The 19,618-nt window shown below is 43.9% G+C and carries 13 protein-coding genes; 12 read left to right on the plus strand and 1 reads right to left on the minus strand.

Annotation, left to right across the window (positions count from 1 at the left end):
• Positions 1 to 169 precede the first annotated feature (169 nt).
• From gltB to radA, 12 genes are all read left to right on the plus strand, one after another.
• Positions 170 to 4,618, plus strand: coding sequence for a glutamate synthase large subunit (gltB, locus tag ACU6U9_RS07320; protein WP_446734380.1), 4,449 nt, complete (start codon positions 170 to 172; stop codon positions 4,616 to 4,618).
• Positions 4,619 to 4,655: 37 nt separating this feature from the next.
• On the plus strand, positions 4,656 to 6,074 hold the full coding sequence (locus ACU6U9_RS07325; RefSeq protein WP_446734381.1) for an FAD-dependent oxidoreductase: 1,419 nt from the start codon (positions 4,656 to 4,658) through the stop codon (positions 6,072 to 6,074).
• Between the two features lie 154 nt (positions 6,075 to 6,228).
• Positions 6,229 to 8,661, plus strand: a complete 2,433-nt coding sequence (locus ACU6U9_RS07330; RefSeq protein ID WP_446734382.1) for an Ig-like domain-containing protein — start codon at positions 6,229 to 6,231, stop codon at positions 8,659 to 8,661.
• 42 nt (positions 8,662 to 8,703) lie between these two features.
• Entirely contained in the window at positions 8,704 to 9,768 is a 1,065-nt protein-coding gene (gene hemE / locus ACU6U9_RS07335) for a uroporphyrinogen decarboxylase (protein ID WP_446734383.1), read from the plus strand.
• Positions 9,769 to 10,526: 758 nt separating this feature from the next.
• Positions 10,527 to 13,322, plus strand: coding sequence for a monovalent cation/H+ antiporter subunit A (locus tag ACU6U9_RS07340; RefSeq protein WP_446734384.1), 2,796 nt, complete (start codon positions 10,527 to 10,529; stop codon positions 13,320 to 13,322).
• Positions 13,322 to 13,687, plus strand: coding sequence for a Na+/H+ antiporter subunit C (locus tag ACU6U9_RS07345; RefSeq protein ID WP_446734385.1), 366 nt, complete (start codon positions 13,322 to 13,324; stop codon positions 13,685 to 13,687). Before ACU6U9_RS07340 ends, ACU6U9_RS07345 begins: the two co-directional genes overlap by 1 nt.
• Entirely contained in the window at positions 13,687 to 15,195 is a 1,509-nt protein-coding gene (locus ACU6U9_RS07350) for a monovalent cation/H+ antiporter subunit D (protein ID WP_446734386.1), read from the plus strand. The genes ACU6U9_RS07345 and ACU6U9_RS07350 overlap by 1 nt, the downstream gene beginning before the upstream one ends.
• The gene (locus ACU6U9_RS07355) at positions 15,195 to 15,698 is read left to right on the plus strand and encodes a Na+/H+ antiporter subunit E (protein WP_446734387.1); all 504 of its coding nucleotides are present in this window, start codon (positions 15,195 to 15,197) and stop codon (positions 15,696 to 15,698) included. Before ACU6U9_RS07350 ends, ACU6U9_RS07355 begins: the two co-directional genes overlap by 1 nt.
• Positions 15,692 to 15,961 carry a K+/H+ antiporter subunit F gene (locus ACU6U9_RS07360; RefSeq protein WP_446734388.1) on the plus strand — a complete coding sequence of 90 codons (270 nt, stop codon included), beginning with the start codon at positions 15,692 to 15,694 and terminating at the stop codon, positions 15,959 to 15,961. Before ACU6U9_RS07355 ends, ACU6U9_RS07360 begins: the two co-directional genes overlap by 7 nt.
• A 44-nt stretch (positions 15,962 to 16,005) precedes the next feature.
• On the plus strand, positions 16,006 to 16,362 hold the full coding sequence (locus tag ACU6U9_RS07365) for a Na+/H+ antiporter subunit G (RefSeq protein ID WP_446734389.1): 357 nt from the start codon (positions 16,006 to 16,008) through the stop codon (positions 16,360 to 16,362).
• 193 nt (positions 16,363 to 16,555) lie between these two features.
• Positions 16,556 to 17,806 (plus strand): sodium:proton antiporter NhaD, encoded by a 1,251-nt coding sequence (gene nhaD / locus ACU6U9_RS07370; protein ID WP_446735071.1) that lies wholly within the window; start codon positions 16,556 to 16,558, stop codon positions 17,804 to 17,806.
• A 31-nt stretch (positions 17,807 to 17,837) separates the two neighbouring features.
• The gene (gene radA, locus ACU6U9_RS07375) at positions 17,838 to 19,211 is read left to right on the plus strand and encodes a DNA repair protein RadA (protein WP_446734390.1); all 1,374 of its coding nucleotides are present in this window, start codon (positions 17,838 to 17,840) and stop codon (positions 19,209 to 19,211) included.
• A gap of 11 nt (positions 19,212 to 19,222) precedes the next feature.
• Here the strand turns inward: radA and ACU6U9_RS07380 are convergent, their stop codons facing one another.
• The gene (locus ACU6U9_RS07380) at positions 19,223 to 19,591 is read right to left on the minus strand and encodes a PilZ domain-containing protein (RefSeq protein ID WP_446734391.1); all 369 of its coding nucleotides are present in this window, start codon (positions 19,589 to 19,591) and stop codon (positions 19,223 to 19,225) included.
• Between the last annotated feature and the right edge of the window lie 27 nt (positions 19,592 to 19,618).

The following is a 19,618-nucleotide window of genomic DNA, read 5'->3' on the forward strand; positions in this document are numbered from 1 at the left end:
AACATCCCTGCTTTACTTGATGGGGTAATCCCCACTTTGGCTAATTTATTTGAGCCTACCCTCACTCGCGTGTAGAATAAGCCTCCTTTTGTCTGTTCAAAACTACTGAATCGGCGTCCAAATGCCATATAAGGCATTGATTTATAAAGAATTTTTGATGAGAGCGTCTATGAGAACAGGTCTGTACACACCAGGTGAATTCAAAGACAACTGTGGTTTTGGCTTGATTGCCCATATGGAAGGCCAAACGAGTCACGACCTATTGCGTACGGCTATCGAATCATTGACTTGTATGACACACCGCGGTGGTATCGCGGCAGATGGCAAAACAGGTGATGGTTGTGGCCTACTGATCCAAAAGCCAGATAGTTTCTTACGTCAGGTGGCTAAAGCCGACCTGGGTGTTGAGCTGCCTGAACAGTACGCTGTTGGTATGATTTTTTTAGATTTAGATCCAGCAATTGCAGATGAGCAGCGCGCTGCAATGAATACGGCACTTGCCGCACAAGGCTTAGACGTTAAAGCATGGCGTGTTGTTCCAACTAATAATGATTGCTTAGGGCCGATGGCGGTTGATTGTTTGCCGCGGTTTGAACAGGTCTTTGTTAGCGCAAAAGCCACCCAAACTGAGCAGGCGTTTGCAGTGCAGCTTTATTACGCTCGCCGTAAAGCAGAGATTGCATTAGCTCAGTATCCTGATTTTTATATTTGTTCGTTGTCAGAAAAAACCTTGTCTTATAAAGGTTTGATGATGCCAGTTGATTTACCTAATTTTTATTTAGATCTTGGTGATGAGCGTCTAGAAACCGCTATCTGTGTTTTCCATCAGCGTTTCTCTACGAATACGGCACCACGCTGGCCTCTAGCTCAACCGTTCCGTTTATTGGCACATAATGGTGAGATCAATACCATTCGTGGTAACCGTAATTGGGCCGCCGCTCGTGGCAATAAATTTGAGTCTCCACTACTCGAAAACTTAGAATCTATTCAACCAGTTGTAAATACAACGGGTTCTGACTCGTCCTCTATGGATAACATGCTTGAGCTACTGCATACCGGTGGTATGGATATGTTCCGTGCGATTCGTATGATGATTCCACCGGCCTGGCAAAACGTAGAGACAATGAATGCAGATCTTCGTGCATTTTATGATTACAACTCTATGCATATGGAGCCATGGGACGGTCCTGCTGGTTTAGTAATTACAGATGGTCGTTATGCGGTTTGTGGTCTTGACCGTAATGGTTTGCGTCCTTCGCGTTGGGTGAAAACCAAAAATGGTTTTATTACGGTTGCATCTGAAATTGGAACGCATAACTACAAGCCTGAAGATGTGATTGCGAAGGGGCGTGTCGGCCCAGGTCAAATTCTTGCAATTGATACGCAAACAGGTGAAGTACTTGAGGCGGACGAAATTGATAATCGCTTGAAGAACTCTCAACCGTACAGCAAATGGTTGAAAGAAAATTCAATGCGTATTGAATCTAAGTTAGAGCTAGAAAGCTTTCAAGAAAACAACTTAGATGAAGATGAATTAAAGTCCCGTCAAAAACTTCACTTAATCAGCTTCGAAGAGCGTGAGCAAGTGCTACGTCCTATGGCGGAGCAAGGTGTTGAAGGCACTGGTTCCATGGGCGACGATGCGCCAATGGCAGTACTTTCTCAAAAATCACGTCACATTGCCGATTACTTCCGTCAAATGTTTGCGCAGGTGACGAACCCGCCAATTGACCCGTTACGTGAAGCCATCGTAATGTCTCTAGAAACCTGTATTGGTAAAGAGAAAAACGTATTTATTGAAAATGCAGATCACGCAAGTCGTATCGTATTAACGAGCCCAGTACTGTCGCCGCTAAAATTCAACGGTTTAAAGAGTACAGGTAAAGATGAGTTTAACTTTACAACGTTATCTTTAGGTTATGACGCAGGCGTCGACTTAAAAGCAGCTATTAATGGCGTGGTTGATCAAGCGATCAATGCTTCTCGAGAAGGCATAACCGTTTTAATTCTATCTGACCGTAACATTGAGCAAGGCCAGTTAGTGATTCCAGCTGCCATGGCCACTGGCGCAGTGCATCACGGCTTAATTGAGAAAGGCCTGCGTACAGAAAGCAACTTAGTTATTGAAACGGGTGATGCTCGTGATGCGCATCACTTTGCGGTACTGATTGGTTTTGGTGCGACAGCGGTTTATCCATGGTTAACGTATGAAGTATTAGCGGACATGCACCGCAGCGGTGAATTATTGGGTGATCCTCTTCAGTCTAATCAAAATTACCGTAAGGGCATTCGCAAAGGCTTAATGAAGATTTTATCTAAAATGGGTATCTCTACCATTGCGTCTTATCGTGGCTCTCAATTATTTGAAGGTATCGGTCTTGCGAGCGATGTAGTTGATTTATGTTTCTGTGGATTAAGCAGTCGTATTCAAGGCGCAGGTTTTGAAGAACTTCAAGAAGACTTGGCTCGTAATGCAGCTAACGCGTGGAAAGCACGTAAAGGTTTAGATCAAGGTGGCTTGCTGAAATATGTTCACGGTGGTGAATATCATGCATTTAACCCTGACGTGATTACGACTATTCAAGATGCGGTGCAAACAGGCTCACAAGCGGCTTATGACAAGTACGCTGATCTTGTTAATAAACGTCCTGCTGCTACCTTGCGTGATTTGTTAGCCGTTAAAACGACAAACAGTATTTCGATTGATGAAGTTGAACCAGTTGAAGCAATCTTCCCTCGCTTTGACTCTGCGGCTATGTCATTAGGAGCATTATCACCAGAAGCCCACGAAGCATTGGCGCAAGCCATGAACGAGTTAGGCGGTAATTCTAACTCAGGTGAAGGTGGTGAAGACCCTAAGCGTTATGGCACGGTTAAAAACTCCCGTATCAAACAAATTGCATCTGGCCGCTTTGGTGTCACACCGCACTACCTATCCAGTGCGGATGTATTGCAGATCAAAGTAGCCCAAGGCGCGAAGCCAGGTGAAGGCGGTCAGTTGCCAGGCGGTAAGGTTAATAACCTAATTGCCACCTTACGTTATTCGGTGCCGGGTGTGACGTTGATTTCACCTCCACCACATCACGATATTTATTCGATCGAAGATTTAGCTCAGCTAATTTACGATCTTAAGCAAGTGAATCCACGCGCTAAAGTATCGGTGAAATTAGTATCTGAACCGGGTGTTGGTACCATTGCTGCGGGTGTTGCAAAAGCATATGCTGACCTCATTACCATTTCCGGTTATGACGGTGGTACTGCCGCATCACCACTTACCTCTATTAAATATGCAGGTTCGCCATTTGAACTTGGTTTGTCTGAAGCTCATCAAACTCTACGTGCCAATGACCTGCGTGGTAAAGTGCGCTTACAAACCGATGGCGGTTTAAAAACAGGTTTAGACATTGTTAAAGCTGCCATGCTAGGTGCAGAAAGCTTTGGCTTTGGTACTACGCCAATGGTTGCTCTAGGTTGTAAATACTTACGTATTTGCCACTTGAACAACTGCGCCACGGGTGTGGCCACTCAAAATGATTACCTGCGTGAAAAACATTTCATCGGCAGTGTTGAGATGGTGAAAAACTTCTTCCGCTTTGTTGCTGAAGAAACTCGTCAATGGATGGCCGCTGTAGGTGTGCGCTCTTTAGGCGAATTAGTAGGTCGTACCGATCTTTTAGAAATGATCGAAGGCGCGACGAATAAACAACGAAAAATAGACCTTACGCCGTTGCTAGGCAGCGATCTTATTCCTGCTGATAAACCCCATACCGTACAAGTTGATCGTAATAATCCATACGATGAAGGTGCAATGGCTGAACGCATGTTAGCGGATACGTTAACGGCCATAGAAAACAAAACAGGTGGTGTATTTACTTACACCATTGGTAACTGTGATCGTTCTATCGGTGCGCGTCTTTCTGGCGAAATTGCACTGCGTCATGGTAACCAAGGCATGTCATCTGCGCCAATCAAGATTAATTTAACCGGTACCGCAGGCCAGTCGTTTGGCGTATGGAATGCCGGTGGCCTTGAAATGCGTTTAGAAGGCGATGCGAATGATTATGTGGGTAAAGGCATGACAGGCGGTAAGCTTGTTATCTTCCCACCGAAAGTATCTGAATTCTCATCACAAGATGCGTCTATTGTAGGTAACACCTGCTTATACGGCGCAACAGGTGGCAAGCTGTTAGCAGCGGGTCGTGCAGGTGAGCGTTTTGCAGTACGTAACTCTGGCGCGAAAGCGGTAGTGGAAGGTGCTGGTGATCACTGTTGTGAATACATGACAGGTGGTCAAGTAACTGTTTTAGGCAGTACCGGCTATAACTTCGGTGCCGGTATGACAGGTGGTTTTGCATATGTCTTAGATCAAGACAACACCTTTGTGGATAAATATAATCACGAGTTAGTAGATATCCACCGCATTAGTAATGAAGAAACCGAAGGCCATCGTAATCACTTACGCGGCATTATTAAAAACTACGTTGAAGAAACCGGCAGCGACTGGGGCCAAGAAATCTTGGAAAACTTTGATAATTACATTGGCAAGTTCTGGTTGGTTAAGCCAAAGGCCGCCAGCCTAGAACAACTGCTGAAAAACACCCGGACTCGCTCCGAGTAATATTTACGAATAGCGAGTGAGTCAAGCAGAGGTGACTATGGCGAAACGATTAAGTAATGATTTTCAATTTTTAGATGTGGGTCGTAAAGACCCGGCTAAAAAAGATATTCAAACCCGTAAACGTAATTTTGTGGAAATTTATCAGCCGTTCCAACAGGCACAAGCTGGTGAACAAGCACACCGTTGTTTATCGTGCGGTAACCCATATTGTGAGTGGAAATGCCCTGTGCATAACTACATTCCAAACTGGTTACAGCTAGCAAGCGAAGGCAACATCATGGAAGCGGTGGAGTTAAGCCACCAAACCAATACGTTGCCAGAAGTGTGTGGTCGTGTGTGTCCACAAGACCGTTTATGTGAAGGTGCATGTACATTAAACGACGGCTTTGGTGCAGTCACCATTGGTAATGTTGAGAAATACATTACGGATACAGCACTGGCTATGGGCTGGCGCCCTGATATGTCAAAAGTGGTTGAGACAGGTAAGCGTGTTGCCATTATTGGTGCAGGCCCTGCAGGTCTTGGTGCAGCGGATGTATTAGCACGCAATGGCGTTAAGCCAGTGGTATTTGATAAGTACCCAGAAATTGGCGGCTTACTGACGTTTGGTATTCCAGAATTTAAGCTAGAAAAAAGCGTCATGTCGCGTCGTCGCGAAGTCTTCGAAGGCATGGGTGTTGAGTTTCGTTTAAATACTGAAATTGGTAAAGATATCCAGTTCAGTGAATTAGAAGCGGAATACGACGCTGTCTTTTTAGGCATGGGAACCTACAACTACATGAAAGGCGGTTTTCCTGGTGAAGAACTTCCGGGCGTTTATGACGCACTGGACTTCTTGATTGCCAACGTGAATCACAACCAAGGCTGGGAAAAGAATCCGGCTGATTTTATCGATATGAAAGGTAAAAAAGTGGTTGTGCTAGGTGGTGGTGATACGGCTATGGATTGTAACCGTTCCTCTATCCGTCAGGGTGCTAAGTCAGTAACCTGTGCTTATCGTCGCGATGAAGCCAATATGCCGGGTTCTAAACGCGAAGTAATTAATGCTAAAGAAGAAAGCGTTAAATTCTTGTTTAACCGTCAACCGGTTGCCATCGTTGGTGAAGATAAGGTTGAAGGGGTTAAGGTGGTCACCACTAAAATGGGTGAACCAGATGAGAACGGCCGTCGTCGCCCTGAAGTAGTAGAAGGCTCTGAAGAAGTATTACCCGCTGACGCTGTGCTAGTTGCCTTTGGTTTCCGCCCAAGCCCTGCACCTTGGTTTAAAGACTTTGGAATTGAAGTTAATAGCTGGGACGGTGTGGTAGCACCAGAAGAGCAAGAATTTAAATTTCAAACCAGCAATAAAAAAGTGTTTGCTGGCGGTGATATGGTTCGCGGATCAGACTTAGTGGTAACCGCCATTTGGGAAGGTCGTCAAGCTGCTGAGGGTATTCTAGATTTTCTAGACGTTTAAAAAAACAACCAGCTCAGTTACAAAAAAGCACGACAATCTTATGATTAGTCGTGCTTTTTTGTGCTTGTGTCATTGTTAGTTAAGAGTGATGCATAGATAATAGCCTAATTAAAAAAATCATGATAAGAACAAGCGGGAAATAACAGGGAATTTTATGAAAAGTACAATATTAACGTGGACCATGATGGTCCTACTGTCATTACTGACAGCCTGCGGCGGGTCTGATTCGTCAGATGGATCTAAATTCAGTAAGTCAGATGACACCCCTACAGATACAACAGATACGACAGACAAAACAGGTGATGATACTGGAACTGAAGAACCCGATACTGTGCCTGAAGATAATGTATTAGTTGCATTAGGCATCGGTTCTGGCAATACATTTCAGCCTGGTGTTGCTCGCACAGGCTTGGCGAATGGAGAGTCATTATCGGCTAGCGGTAGCACAACTATTTCTGTTGATTTAGTCGATTTAAATGCGAATAACGCACAGTTCTTGGGTTTACGTGAAGTATCGTTTGTTTCTACTTGCTCAAGTGCTGGCTTGGCTGAATTTACACCTGCAACAATTAAGACCTCAGGTACGGCCACCGCTACATATAAAGATTTAGGTTGTGGCAAAGAATTAGGCGCCAGCGATAGTATTGTTGTGTATGTCGCAGCAGAAACAGATACCAATCCAAATGCAACGGCTAGAACGACTATAGCGGTGCAAGCTGCCGAGATTGGAGCAATTCAATTTTTAGAAGCAAAACCTAGTTTAATTGCGCTAAGTGGTTATGGCGCAGGGGATGTACCATCATTAAGCACTTTGACATTTCAAGTAGTTGATCGTTCAGGAAACCCGATGCCTGATCGTACCGTAAACTTTGAATTGGATTACGAATATGGTGGTGCGGCTTTATCACTAGAAAAAGCGATTACAGATGCAGAGGGTAGCGTCAGTGTTATTTTAAATGCAGGTGCAGCAGCAGGGACTATTCGTGCCAAAGCATCGGTCGATATCAAAAATGCTTCTGGTGTTGTTACAGACATTATTACGACCATGTCAGTACCAATTACTATGGCGACAAGTCTTGGCGATCAAAATAGCTTCAGTTTTTCAGCTACACCGTTCAACCCAAATGCATGGGAAGTTGATAGTAAAACGGTAACGTTTGCCGTTCAAATTGGTGATCATTATCAAAACCCTGTTATTGATGGTACACGCGTTTATTTTCGTGCAAGCGGCGGTTTAATTACGTCTAGCTGTGAAACAGAGAATGGTGCATGTAAGGTGGACTGGAAAAGCAGTAACCCTCGCCCAGTTGATGGCTATGTAACAGTAGTCGCATACACGCGCGGCCAAAGTGATTTTCAAGATGTGAACAGCAATGGTTTATTCGATTTAGGTGAGTCATTTACCACTTATGGTGAATCTTATATTGATGCAAATGGTAATGGCGTGTTTGAAACAAGTGGTGATTATCAGCCGATTGTGGATATAGATAATGACGGTGTTGCAGATTTTGGTTGGAACCCGAATAAATATAAAACGGATGTTGATTCAGTTGGCAACCCTACTACAGGTAGTGACAATGATAACTTCCTAGAAGAGTTTGTTGATGCGAACAATAATGGTGTCTTGGATCTGATGCCAGCGTCTCGTTATCAAGGTGTGAATTGCAGTGATGCTGCCGTTGCAGCTGGTCACTGCGCAGCGCAAATTAACTTAGTCGGCAGTATTCGCTTGCAAATGTCGCAAGGGAATAATGCTTATATTGAAGGACCTTTTGCTTGGGATGACACTTTAGGGCGTTATGATACAACTAATAAACTGACTTGCATTGACGGCAGTGAAACGGCACAAAAAGTTGCTTGGCGTGTAGCCGACTCATCTTCACGACGAAATAATTTGCCTGTTGGCACCTCTATTGATTTAGATTTGGACGATGTTGAAGCTAAGTCATTATCCGGAAGTGGTACAGTCGCGAGTGTGCACCCTGCCCCTGTGTGGCCTGTGTGGAGTGCTTTACCGAATAATACAGCAAAGCCGAGTGCGCAAAAGAAATATGAATATCTAAATACTCGTGGACACTTTATTGTTGCCTCCTTAATTCGATCCCAAGAAATTTCTAGCTTTACTGGCCTTGGCTCTGCCGCGTTAAAAGTGAAAACAGTCAATGGTCCTGAAATCACATCAGGGTTTATCGACGTCGATTTGACAGGTCAAGCAGCGTTGTTATTTAAAGGTGGTATCCCACAAAGCTCAGTAGATGTTACTAATTCCACAGATACTTACACAGTCAAAATTAAAAATAAGTGCTCTCAAGGTTTACCAGAGAATGCAACATTACTGATCGGCTTATCGAATGGTAAGTTAAATGCGATTACCGTAGGTGGTGGTGCTGATACTGTGCTATCTAGCGACGCAGCAAGTGCATCAGTATCTATTGCAGATTCTACGCAAACAGTAATAGTAAACCTGACTATCGAAAGTGATAACACCTCTGACGGTTTAACTAATGCATTAAAAGTATCATATCAAGTTCCAGATGGTAGTGACTTTAAGCTATATAACTTGAATGACTTTACAATTAAAGATTAATTTATACGCGCTCTTATGAGCGCATTGTTTTTGTTGGAATGTATGACTGAATTAAAAAACGATCGTTTTCTTCGTGCTTTACTTAAGCAACCTGTAGATCGCACACCCATTTGGATGATGCGCCAAGCGGGACGTTATTTACCAGAGTACCGTGCAAGTCGTGCGACGGCTGGCTCATTCATGGATTTATGCATGAATCATGAGTTTGCCTGTGAAGTCACTATGCAGCCCCTTGAGCGTTATCCATTAGACGCTGCGATTTTGTTTAGTGATATTTTGACCATTCCTGATGCGATGGATTTGGGTCTTTATTTCGAAACAGGTGAGGGCCCTAAATTCAAAAAAGTGGTACGTACAGAGCAAGATGTAGCGGCTCTGCCCATTGTCAATACCGCCAGTGATTTGTCTTATGTGACAAAAGCGGTGTCGACGATTCGTCATGAATTGAATGGCCGCGTTCCGTTAATTGGATTTTCTGGCTCGCCTTGGACACTCGCCACTTACATGGTTGAGGGCGGTAGCAGTAAAGATTTTCGTCATGTGAAAGCCATGATGTACAGCCAGCCTGAAGTGATGCATGAGCTGCTAAATAAACTCGCCTTGTCTGTCATTGATTATTTAAATGCGCAGATTCAAGCGGGTGCTCAAGCGGTGCAAATTTTTGATACCTGGGGTGGTGTGTTAAGCCATGCTGCGTACCAAGAGTTTTCATTGAAGTACATGCAGAAAATTGTCGACGGTTTAATTCGTGAACACGAAGGTCGTACAGTCCCTGTTATTTTGTTCACCAAAGGCGCAGGTCAATGGTTAGAAATGATGGCGGACACTGGCTGTGATGCACTCGGTTTAGATTGGACGACTGATATTGCCAGCGCACGTCGTCGTGTTGGTGATCAAGTAGCCCTGCAGGGGAATATGGACCCAAGCGTGCTCTATGCTAAACCTGCCCGGATTCGTGAAGAAGTTGCTTCTATTTTGGCAAATTATGGTACCGGCTCGGGCCATGTCTTTAACCTAGGCCACGGTATTCACCAGTTTGTGGATCCTGATCATGCTAAAGCCTTTATAGAGGCCGTAGTTGAATTGAGTCCTGAATATCATAAGTAGACTTTAATTGACATTTGTTCACTAAATGTCCATTTAAAAACCCATTAAAAGCACAGCTTTTAATGGGTTTTTTGTTTTAAAGTCATTAGGTTTTGTAGCGGTCAGAATATAATCTAGTGTCATTTTGATGTGCTTGCTTCAACTAAAGTGTTTTTGTGTTTATGGTGCGAAATCAATACGTCATATTGAGCAAACCTCTGATAGGAGTCTTAAATTATTGGGGACAAGTCATCAATGAAAGGGATGTGGCGCGAATTAGTACAAAAAATCTCTTACTTAAACCATAACGTTTCTTTGTTTTATGGTTCGATTTATCAGTGTTATTGCACCCTGCGCGTTTTACCAAAAGCGATATTGAAGAGTCATTGTGTAATGGGCTATCGGGTCTTCTTTTGTTACATAAAAAACTTGGATTTTTCACTTAGTCCGTGAAGGGATTGTTGTTAAGTGGCCGTTATAACAAACCAACTTTCTATGTTGAGGGTATATGACATGGAGCTTATGTGGCCCATTAAGGACATCAGTATTCAGCGTTTTAATTCAGTGACCTGTGTACTGTCTATATTTAAATATATTAGCGCGTTGCAGGGACGTTAATGCAAACAAAGCAAATGATAAAAAATATGCCAATTGATCGTAAAAACGTTCTTGTTTTTTGACCAAGGTATTACAATGTGTATAGTAAGCAGTACATAAGGTATGACTTATCAATCAGTCTATTATTTACATCGCACTTTAATCTGGAGTCATCCCTTTATATGAACCTGCTATGGGTCGTACTGTTGCCTCTTATAGGCACACTAGTTCCTTTGTTAACAGAGCGTTTTGGGCGTAATGCCTGTGCTTTTTCAGTTGCAATATTACCCGCTTGGTCACTTATTTTAGTGTTCATGTATGCAGGAAATATATTTGATGGTGAAGCCGTTAGGCAAACCATAGATTGGATCCCAGCTATTGGTTTGGATCTTTCATTTCGGCTTGATGGTCTTTCTCTATTATTCTTGTTATTGATCCTCGGCATTGGTCTGCTGGTGATTCTGTATGCGCGATATTATTTATCTTCAAAAGACTCGATGGGTCAATTCTATGCTTACCTGATGCTATTTATGAGCGCCATGGTCGGTATTGTTATATCGAATAATTTGATTCAATTATGGATGTTTTGGGAATTGACGAGCATTAGCTCGTTTTTATTAATCAGTTTTTGGTCCCATAAGTCCGATGCTCGCAAGGGTGCAAGAATGGCCCTAACAGTCACGGGCGCCGGTGGACTTGCCTTGTTAGCGGGGCTATTGCTGATAGCTAATATCGTTGATAGTTATGACCTTGATACGGTCTTGGCCAGTGGCGACTTGATACGTTCACATGCCGCTTACCCGGTTGCACTAGTCTTGGTGCTTCTTGGCGCATTTACTAAATCGGCTCAGTTCCCATTTCATTTTTGGTTGCCTCACGCCATGGCAGCGCCTACACCTGTAAGTGCTTACTTACACTCTGCGACAATGGTAAAAGCCGGTATCTTCCTGATGGCTCGTTTTTATCCAGCGCTAGCCGGTACCGATTTATGGTTTATTATTGTCAGCATAACCGGCCTAATAACGTTGCTTTTAGGGGCTTATATTGCTCTGTTTAAACACGATCTTAAGGGCTTACTTGCTTATTCGACGATCAGCCATTTAGGCCTTATTACTCTTTTATTGGGTTTGAACTCCGACCTTGCAGCGGTCGCAGCTGTATTCCATGTTATTAACCATGCGATCTTCAAAGCCTCGTTGTTTATGGCCGCAGGTATTATTGATCATGAGTCTGGCTCACGGGATATGCGCAAGCTCAATGGCTTGATGAAATACATGCCCTATACCGCCACACTGGCAATTGTCGCGGCGTTATCCATGGCTGGCGTGCCATTGCTCAATGGCTTTTTATCAAAAGAAATGTTTTTTGCTGAGACCCTTAACCTTAGTATGCTTGGCTCACTTTCTTGGTTGATCCCCTTGCTTGCTACCGTGGGCGCGGCGTTTTCTGTGGCTTACTCGTTACGCTTTATTCATGATGTGTTCTTTAACGGTGAGCCAATCGATCTGCCTAAAACCCCAAAAGAACCGCCACGCTACATGAAAGTACCCGTGGAGATTCTTGTGGCGTTGTGTTTATTGGTCGGCATTTTTCCTGCTTTTGTCGTGGGGGATTTATTGAATGTCGCTTCTGCTTCTTTGCTTATTAACGGCCTTCCTACTTACAGCTTGGCCGTGTGGCATGGGCTTAATATTCCGTTATTTATGAGTGTTCTTGCTATGGTTGGCGGCATCACGATTTACTATAACCGCCGTCATTTATTTCAATTCCAATCACAATTTGATGAGCCAGATGCAAAACATATTTTTGAGGGTGTCATCCAGCGGGTTGTCAAAGCGTCGGAATACATTATTGATCTCTTAGAAAACGGCTCCTTACAACGTTATATCTTTTTACTGCTTTTGTTTACATTGACGATGGCGGCAGTGCCGCTGTTTAATCTGACACAAAATGCAGGTTCACGCCCTCAAATCCCGATTGATGCTGTCACGATAACAGGTGCTGTGTTGATGATTTTAAGTGCCATCGCAACGGTGGTATGGCATAGAAGACGTTTCCTTGCACTCATATTTTTGTCTGTGGTGGGACTCGTCGTCTCACTGGCATTTGCTCATTTCTCTGCTCCTGATTTAGCGCTTACACAGCTTTCAGTTGAGATTGTGACCATTATTTTGCTACTGCTGGCGTTATTCTTTTTACCGCAAAGTACGCTAAAAGAATCGAGCAACAGGCGCTTAAGTGGCGATTTATTTGTAGCTGGAATGATAGGGTGCGTAATCGGCACCATCTGTTACGCAATGCTAACAACCCCTTTGAATACCATTTCTGATTTCTTTTTAGCGAACAGTAAAACCGGTGGCGGTGGCACAAACGTGGTTAATGTTATCTTGGTGGATTTCCGAGGGTTCGATACATTGGGTGAAATCACCGTGCTGGGTATCGCTGCATTGGGTATCTTTAAGCTTATTGCTAAGATGCGAATCTACATGCCGACCCGTGACGACAAGGGGCGTGCTTGGAGTAATGATCCACACCCTATGATGTTTGAAATGGTGTCACAAAGTTTGCTTCCTTTAGCATTACTGGTATCGGTTTATATTTTCTTACGTGGGCATAACGTACCCGGTGGTGGTTTCATTGCAGGTTTGATTACGGCCGTAGCGATTATTCAGCAATACATTGCACATGGCGTTCATTGGATAAAACCGCGCGTTAAGGTGGATTACCAATGGCTTATTGCTGGTGGAATACTGATAGCGACTGCAACAGGTTTAGGCAGTTGGATCTTTGATAAACCATTTCTTAGTACTTGGTTCGACTATTTCAATTTACCTTGGATTGGCGAATTCGAACTTGCAAGTGCCATGTTGTTTGATTTAGGCGTATACCTAACGGTAGTCGGCGCTGTCATGCTGATACTGGCCAATTTGGGTAAGTTAACCACCAGTGAACGCATTGTTACTAAGGAGAACGATTAATGGAAGCGATGTACGCGTTCTGTGTCGGTGTATTAACCACCTGTGGATTTTTTCTTGTGTTAAGAGGGCGGACATTCACCGTTGTTATCGGGCTGACCTTATTATCGTATGCCGTAAACCTGTTTCTTTTCGCCAGTGGTCGGTTAAAGCTTGATGGTGCTGCTGTGTTAGGGCAGTCCGCTGAATACAGCGACCCACTACCTCAAGCATTGGTTTTAACCGCAATTGTGATCGGCTTTGCTATGACAGCATTTGTGGTGATATTAGCCATGCGCTCTCGTGCCGATCAAGGCAACGATCATGTCGATGGTCAAATCCCTGAGCAGTTAACCAACCTCAGTGCTTCAGATAAGAGGAATGGTTAATGCAGCACCTGCCTATTTACCCTATTTTATTACCGATGTTGGCGGCCATATTTATGCTGCTGCCGCCGTTAAGCAACTCTATAACTCGGCACCGCGTTTTCGCCGTCCTGGTTATGATTCTACTTGTTATCACATCTGCGTTTCTTTTGTTAAGCAGTCATCAACATGGGGTTCAAGTGTATGTGCTTGGTGGTTGGCAGCCGCCGTTTGGCATAACCCTCGTCGCAGATAGACTATCCACCATGATGGTGTTGCTAACCTCGGTATTGGGGCTGTGTGCACAGCTATACGCCTGTGCTGGTGATGATAAAGATGGTATGTTTTTTCATCCATTGTTTATGTTTCAGATCATGGGCATTAATGGCGCGTTTCTAACCGGAGACGTGTTTAACTTGTTTGTTTTCTTCGAAGTATTGCTGATTGCGTCGTATGCGTTATTGATTCATGGCGGTGGTAAACAGAAAACCAAAGCCAATGTGCACTATGTAATTCTTAACCTAGTGGGCTCTAGTATTTTCTTGTTTGCTTTGGGGATTCTCTACGGCACCATCGGCTCACTTAATATTGAAGACATGGCCAACAAGGTACCTTTATTAGGAGAGCATGAGCAGGCGTTAGCCAAAACAGGTGGGCTATTGTTGTTGGTGGTATTTGGATTAAAAGCAGCCATGTTACCGTTACATTTTTGGCTGCCCAAAACCTATGCCGCCGCGAGTGCGCCGGTTGCTGCGCTATTCGCTATTATGACCAAGGTGGGTATTTACAGTATTCTGCGAGTGCATACGACGATCTTTGGTGAAGATGCAGGTGCACTTGCGAGTATCGTTATACCGTGGTTGTGGCCATTAGGTTTGTTAACGATCGTTATGGGTGCTATTGGCGTGCTTGCCAGCCCAAGCTTAAGATTAACCAGTGCCAATTTAGTGGTTGTTTCGGTCGGCACATTGATTGTGGCCATTGCTATGGAACGTGAAGCCGCAACATCCGCTGCGCTTTATTACATGATACACAGCACTCTGGTTACAGGCGCATTATTTTTGATTGCTGATTTAGTGAGTAAACAACGCGGTAAAGCTGAAGATCGGTATGTTATAGCGCGTCAAATGCCCCATGCAAAAGTCATTGGTATTGCATTTTTTATTGCTGCATTAGTTGTAATCGGAATGCCTCCACTATCTGGTTTCGTCGGCAAAATACTCATATTACAAGCCGCGCAAGGCGTGACCGAAATGGTTTGGGTATGGCCCGTTGTTTTGATATCTAGTCTGGTGTGTCTGGTTGCAATATCTCGTGCGGGTACCACCATTTTCTGGCGATCGGCAGGGGAGGCAACAGGTGACGTACCGATTCCCCCGCTAAAGCTGATTGCTGTCGCATTGTTACTTTGTACTTCACCCTTGTTAGTCGTGTTTGGTAGTGCTGTGACCGATTATACCGACCTTGCCGCGTCTCAATTGCATGATCGAACTCCGTTAATTGAATCTATAATCGAAGGAGGGGATGAATAATGAAAGCTAAACCGACATTTCGCTTGTTGCCGATGCCATTCCATTCTCTTTTGTTGCTTATCGTTTGGTTATTGCTTAACAATACAGTGGCACCTGGGCACTTAGTGTTAGGTACATTTTTGGCCGTTGTGATTCCTTTGCTGACATCGGGTATGCAAGATCCTCAACCTAGTTTCCATAAGCCATTTACCATTATTCGTTATGTGTTAATGGTGATCGGTGACATCGTTGTGGCTAATTTTGAAGTAGCGATATTGGTGGTTGGGTCATCTAAACATTTGAACCCGGCACTAGTGGCCATTCCAATGGATATTGAACATGAGCTTCCGATCACCATATTGGCCAGCACGGTATCTTTAACACCGGGTACCGTTAGCGCAGAAATCTCCGAAGATAAAAAATGGCTCTATGTGCATGTGCTTAACCTAACGGATAAAGATGAGCTTATTGCTTTAATTAAAAGCCGTTATGAGCGACCTCTTATGGAGATATTTCAATGCTAAATATTGCAATAATGATAGCTACTATATTGGTTTGTATCTCGTTGTTCCTTAATTTGTGGCGACTGTTCAAAGGGCCAAGTAGGCCAGACCGTATTTTGGCACTGGATACCATGTACATTAATAGCATTGCGTTAATTATTTTGTTTGGTATTTCCTCCGCCACCACTCTTTATTTTGAGGCCGCATTGTTAATTGCCATGCTGGGGTTTGTCAGTACTGCGGCCATGTGTAAATACATTTTACGTGGCGATTTAATCGAATAATCGATCGTTTAAAGTCTGGTAACAAGAATCGTTAGGACAAGATAATGGAATTTTGGGTTGAATTAGTGGTATCCGTGTTTTTAGTGGTGGGAGCGATTTTTGTTTTCATTGGCTCTTTGGGGCTTGCAAAGCTGCCTGATTTTTACACCCGCCTTCATGGCCCAACCAAGGCGACAACATTGGGCATGGGCTGTTTACTGACGGCATCTGTGATATTAGTGACTTATCAACAGGGTTATTTAAGTTTGCATGAACTGCTTATTACACTGTTTTTACTGATAACGGCACCGGTTACGGCGCATATGTTGGCTAAAACAGCGCTGCACCATAAGTTAAAGATGGTCGATAAAACGATAGATAAAGACCTGTCAAAGCGTGCGCGAGAGCGAACAGCCCCTTAAAAAAAGCCTCCGTAAGATAGGCAGTCTCTTGTGTTGAGCTGCCTTTAGATGACAGTATACGTGTTGGATTCCGATTGTTTTTTGATCACATGTGCTTTTTACACTTCTTATCTTGATACACCCCTTAGTAGTTATGGTTTAGTCATGACGCATCCTCTAAAATGTCCGCCTTCTTTTTTATGGGGTGCCTATGATGCCTGACTATCTATCAGTAATAATAATTGGGTTAGCGTTTGCTGGCTTATTGTTTGTGGTTCTTGAGGATGTTATTCATGTGAACAAAGCCCAGACGGTTTTGTTTTTTGGCACACTCTCATGGTTACTGCTGTTTGCATTTTCTGGTCATGGTGCTCAGCATGAAAAGGTGATCGAGGGCCTGTATGAAAATATTGCTGAGATTGCAGGGTTATGGCTATTTTTATTAGCGGCAATGACCTTTGTTGTTTATCTCAATAAAAAGGGTTTGATAGAAAGTCTCATATATCGTTTTTTGCCAAGTCAAATGAGTGAGCGGAAACTTCTTTTCTTCATTGCGCTGTTCGCTTTTGTATTTTCGTCACTGGCAGACAACATTACGGCTACGCTCATTTCGATCGCGCTTATTTTATCGCTTAAACTTGATACAAAGAAAACCATACGCTTTGCCACTGTCGTAGTATTTGCAGTGAACTCAGGTGGTGTTGCCATGATTACAGGCGATGTCACCACCTTGATGATATTTTTGCAGGGCAAAGCGAGTATTTTAAATTTATTGCTGCTATCGATGCCGGCATTATTAGCCGTTGTTGTACTGGCTAGCTTATTAAGCTTTTCGTTAAAAGATACGATTTATATTCAAAAGAAAAAAGATATTCATGAAACAGTGGATGTTGCCATTGCCATTGTTTTTGTATTGACCATATTAAGTACCATTGCCAGTAATATCTTATTTGATATCCCCCCTGTATTAACCTTTTTGTTTGGTTTATCAGTGATGTTTTTGTTGGCGCGCGCCTTTGGTGAAGACACAGAAAACGACCCTATTTTAAATTATATCCGCCAAATTGAATTTGATACCTTGCTCTTCTTTTTAGGCATTTTGTTGTTGGTTGGTGCGTTAAAAGAAATTCATGCCCTAGAAAGCTTTGTTCGCATTTACGATGTATTGCCGGTTTGGCTGGCGAATTATGTAATGGGGATCTTGTCGGCCATTATTGATAACGTGCCTTTAACCGCCGCGCTATTAAAGTCTGATGTCACCATGAATGTACAAGAATGGTTAAGCCTAACTTACGCCGTAGGTGTGGGTGGCTCGATGTTAATTATTGGATCGGCGGCGGGTATTGTGGCGATGAGTAAAATCGAAGCGCTGACCTTTATCAGTTATTTTAAGTATTTTATCCTACTATTTTTTGCTTACACCCTAGGGTATGGTGCCACCATGTTGATGGGCACACTTTTGTAATACTGGTCGATTGAAGCGGAGCTTAATATTTATGGCAAAACGTAAGGTTGCATATGTGTGCAGTGATTGCGGTTCAGATCACAGCAAGTGGCAAGGGCAATGCGGTGCATGTGGTCAATGGAATACCTTACAAGAGTTTACGGTTTCACCCACCTCTAAATCGGCATCGGTGCGTGAAGGTTATGCGGGCAACGCAGGTGGGGTAGGCGCCAATAAAATTGTTAAGCTTAATGATGTTTCTTTAGAAGCGTTACCCCGTTTTAGCTGTGGTATGGCAGAGTTTGATCGAGTGTTGGGCGGTGGTTTAGTGCCGGGTTCGGTGAACTTAATCGGTGGTCACCCTGGCGCGGGTAAATCCACTTTGCTTTTACAAACCATGTGCTATTTGGCTGAGCACATGCCGGTGCTTTATATTACCGGTGAAGAATCATTACAGCAGGTGGCATTACGCGCGCAACGTTTGAATTTACCCTCCGATAAATTACAAATGTTGGCTGAGACCGATGTTGAGCAAATTATTTCCATCGCCAAAAATCACACGCCTAAAGTCATCGTTATTGATTCTATTCAAGTTATGCATACACCGGGTGTCGAATCCGCACCGGGCAGTGTGTCACAAGTGCGCGAGAGTGCCGCATACCTAACGCGTTTTGCTAAACAAAGTAATACGGTTTTATTTTTGGTGGGCCATGTTACTAAGGATGGCTCATTAGCTGGGCCTAAAGTGCTAGAGCACATGATCGATTGCTCCATCATGCTAGAAGGGGACAGCGATAATCGTTTTCGTACCTTGCGCGGTATTAAAAACCGGTTTGGCGCAGTGAACGAACTGGGTGTGTTTGCCATGATGGAAACCGGTCTTAAGGAAGTGAAAAACCCTAGCTCTATTTTCTTAAGTCGTTCCGATCAACCCGTCAGTGGTTCTAGCGTGATGGTGGTGTGGGAAGGCACTCGTCCTATTTTGGTAGAGATTCAGGCGCTGGTGGATGACAGCCATTTTGGTCATCCGAAACGTGTAGCGGTGGGCTTAGATCAAAACAGATTGAGCATGTTGCTCGCCGTAATGCATCGTCATGGCGGTATTCATTGTGGTGATCAAGATGTGTATATCAATGTGGTGGGCGGGGTCAGAGTCAGTGAAACCTCTGCAGATTTGGCTTTGTTGATGTCGGTATTGTCGAGCTTTCGTGATCGTCCGTTACCGCAAGATATGGTGATTTTTGGTGAGGTGGGTTTATCAGGTGAAATTCGCCCAGTACCAAGTGGACAAGATCGCTTAAAAGAAGCGGCTAAGCATGGTTTCAAGCGTGCCATTGCACCCAAAGCCAATATTCCTAAAGGCGGCATCGCAGGTATGGAAGTGATGGCGGTCGAGCATATATCGCAGGCGCTAGAAATTATTTAAAGCGCCAATGGCTAATCGACATCATGTTCTTTAATCAACGCGGCTAACTCTCGCTCTACCGATTCATCAGAGCCTACGTTCAGTTCAACCAAGCGCTTAAGCAAGGTGATGCTGTCTAAATCAATGTGACCACATTGGCAGCCCACATATTGAGGTGTAATGTGGACAAGTAGGGCTTCCATCTTGATATGGGTATGGTCAGCCAAACGAATGTCGATCATCAGGGCATTACCCGGATGAATGCTCCATACTTCTGGTTGCTTGAAGAGTACACCGTTGAGGCTTAGATCAATCAAATCCACGGGCCAGCTGTGATTACCTTGGCTGACCGTGGTTTGGGCATCGAATGGGATGCGGGTAAAGTGGCGATTTTCAGACATATTAGCTCCTCTAACGAGGAGCCTGTC

The sequence above is a fragment of the Pseudomonas sp. HK3 genome, assembly GCF_052920985.1.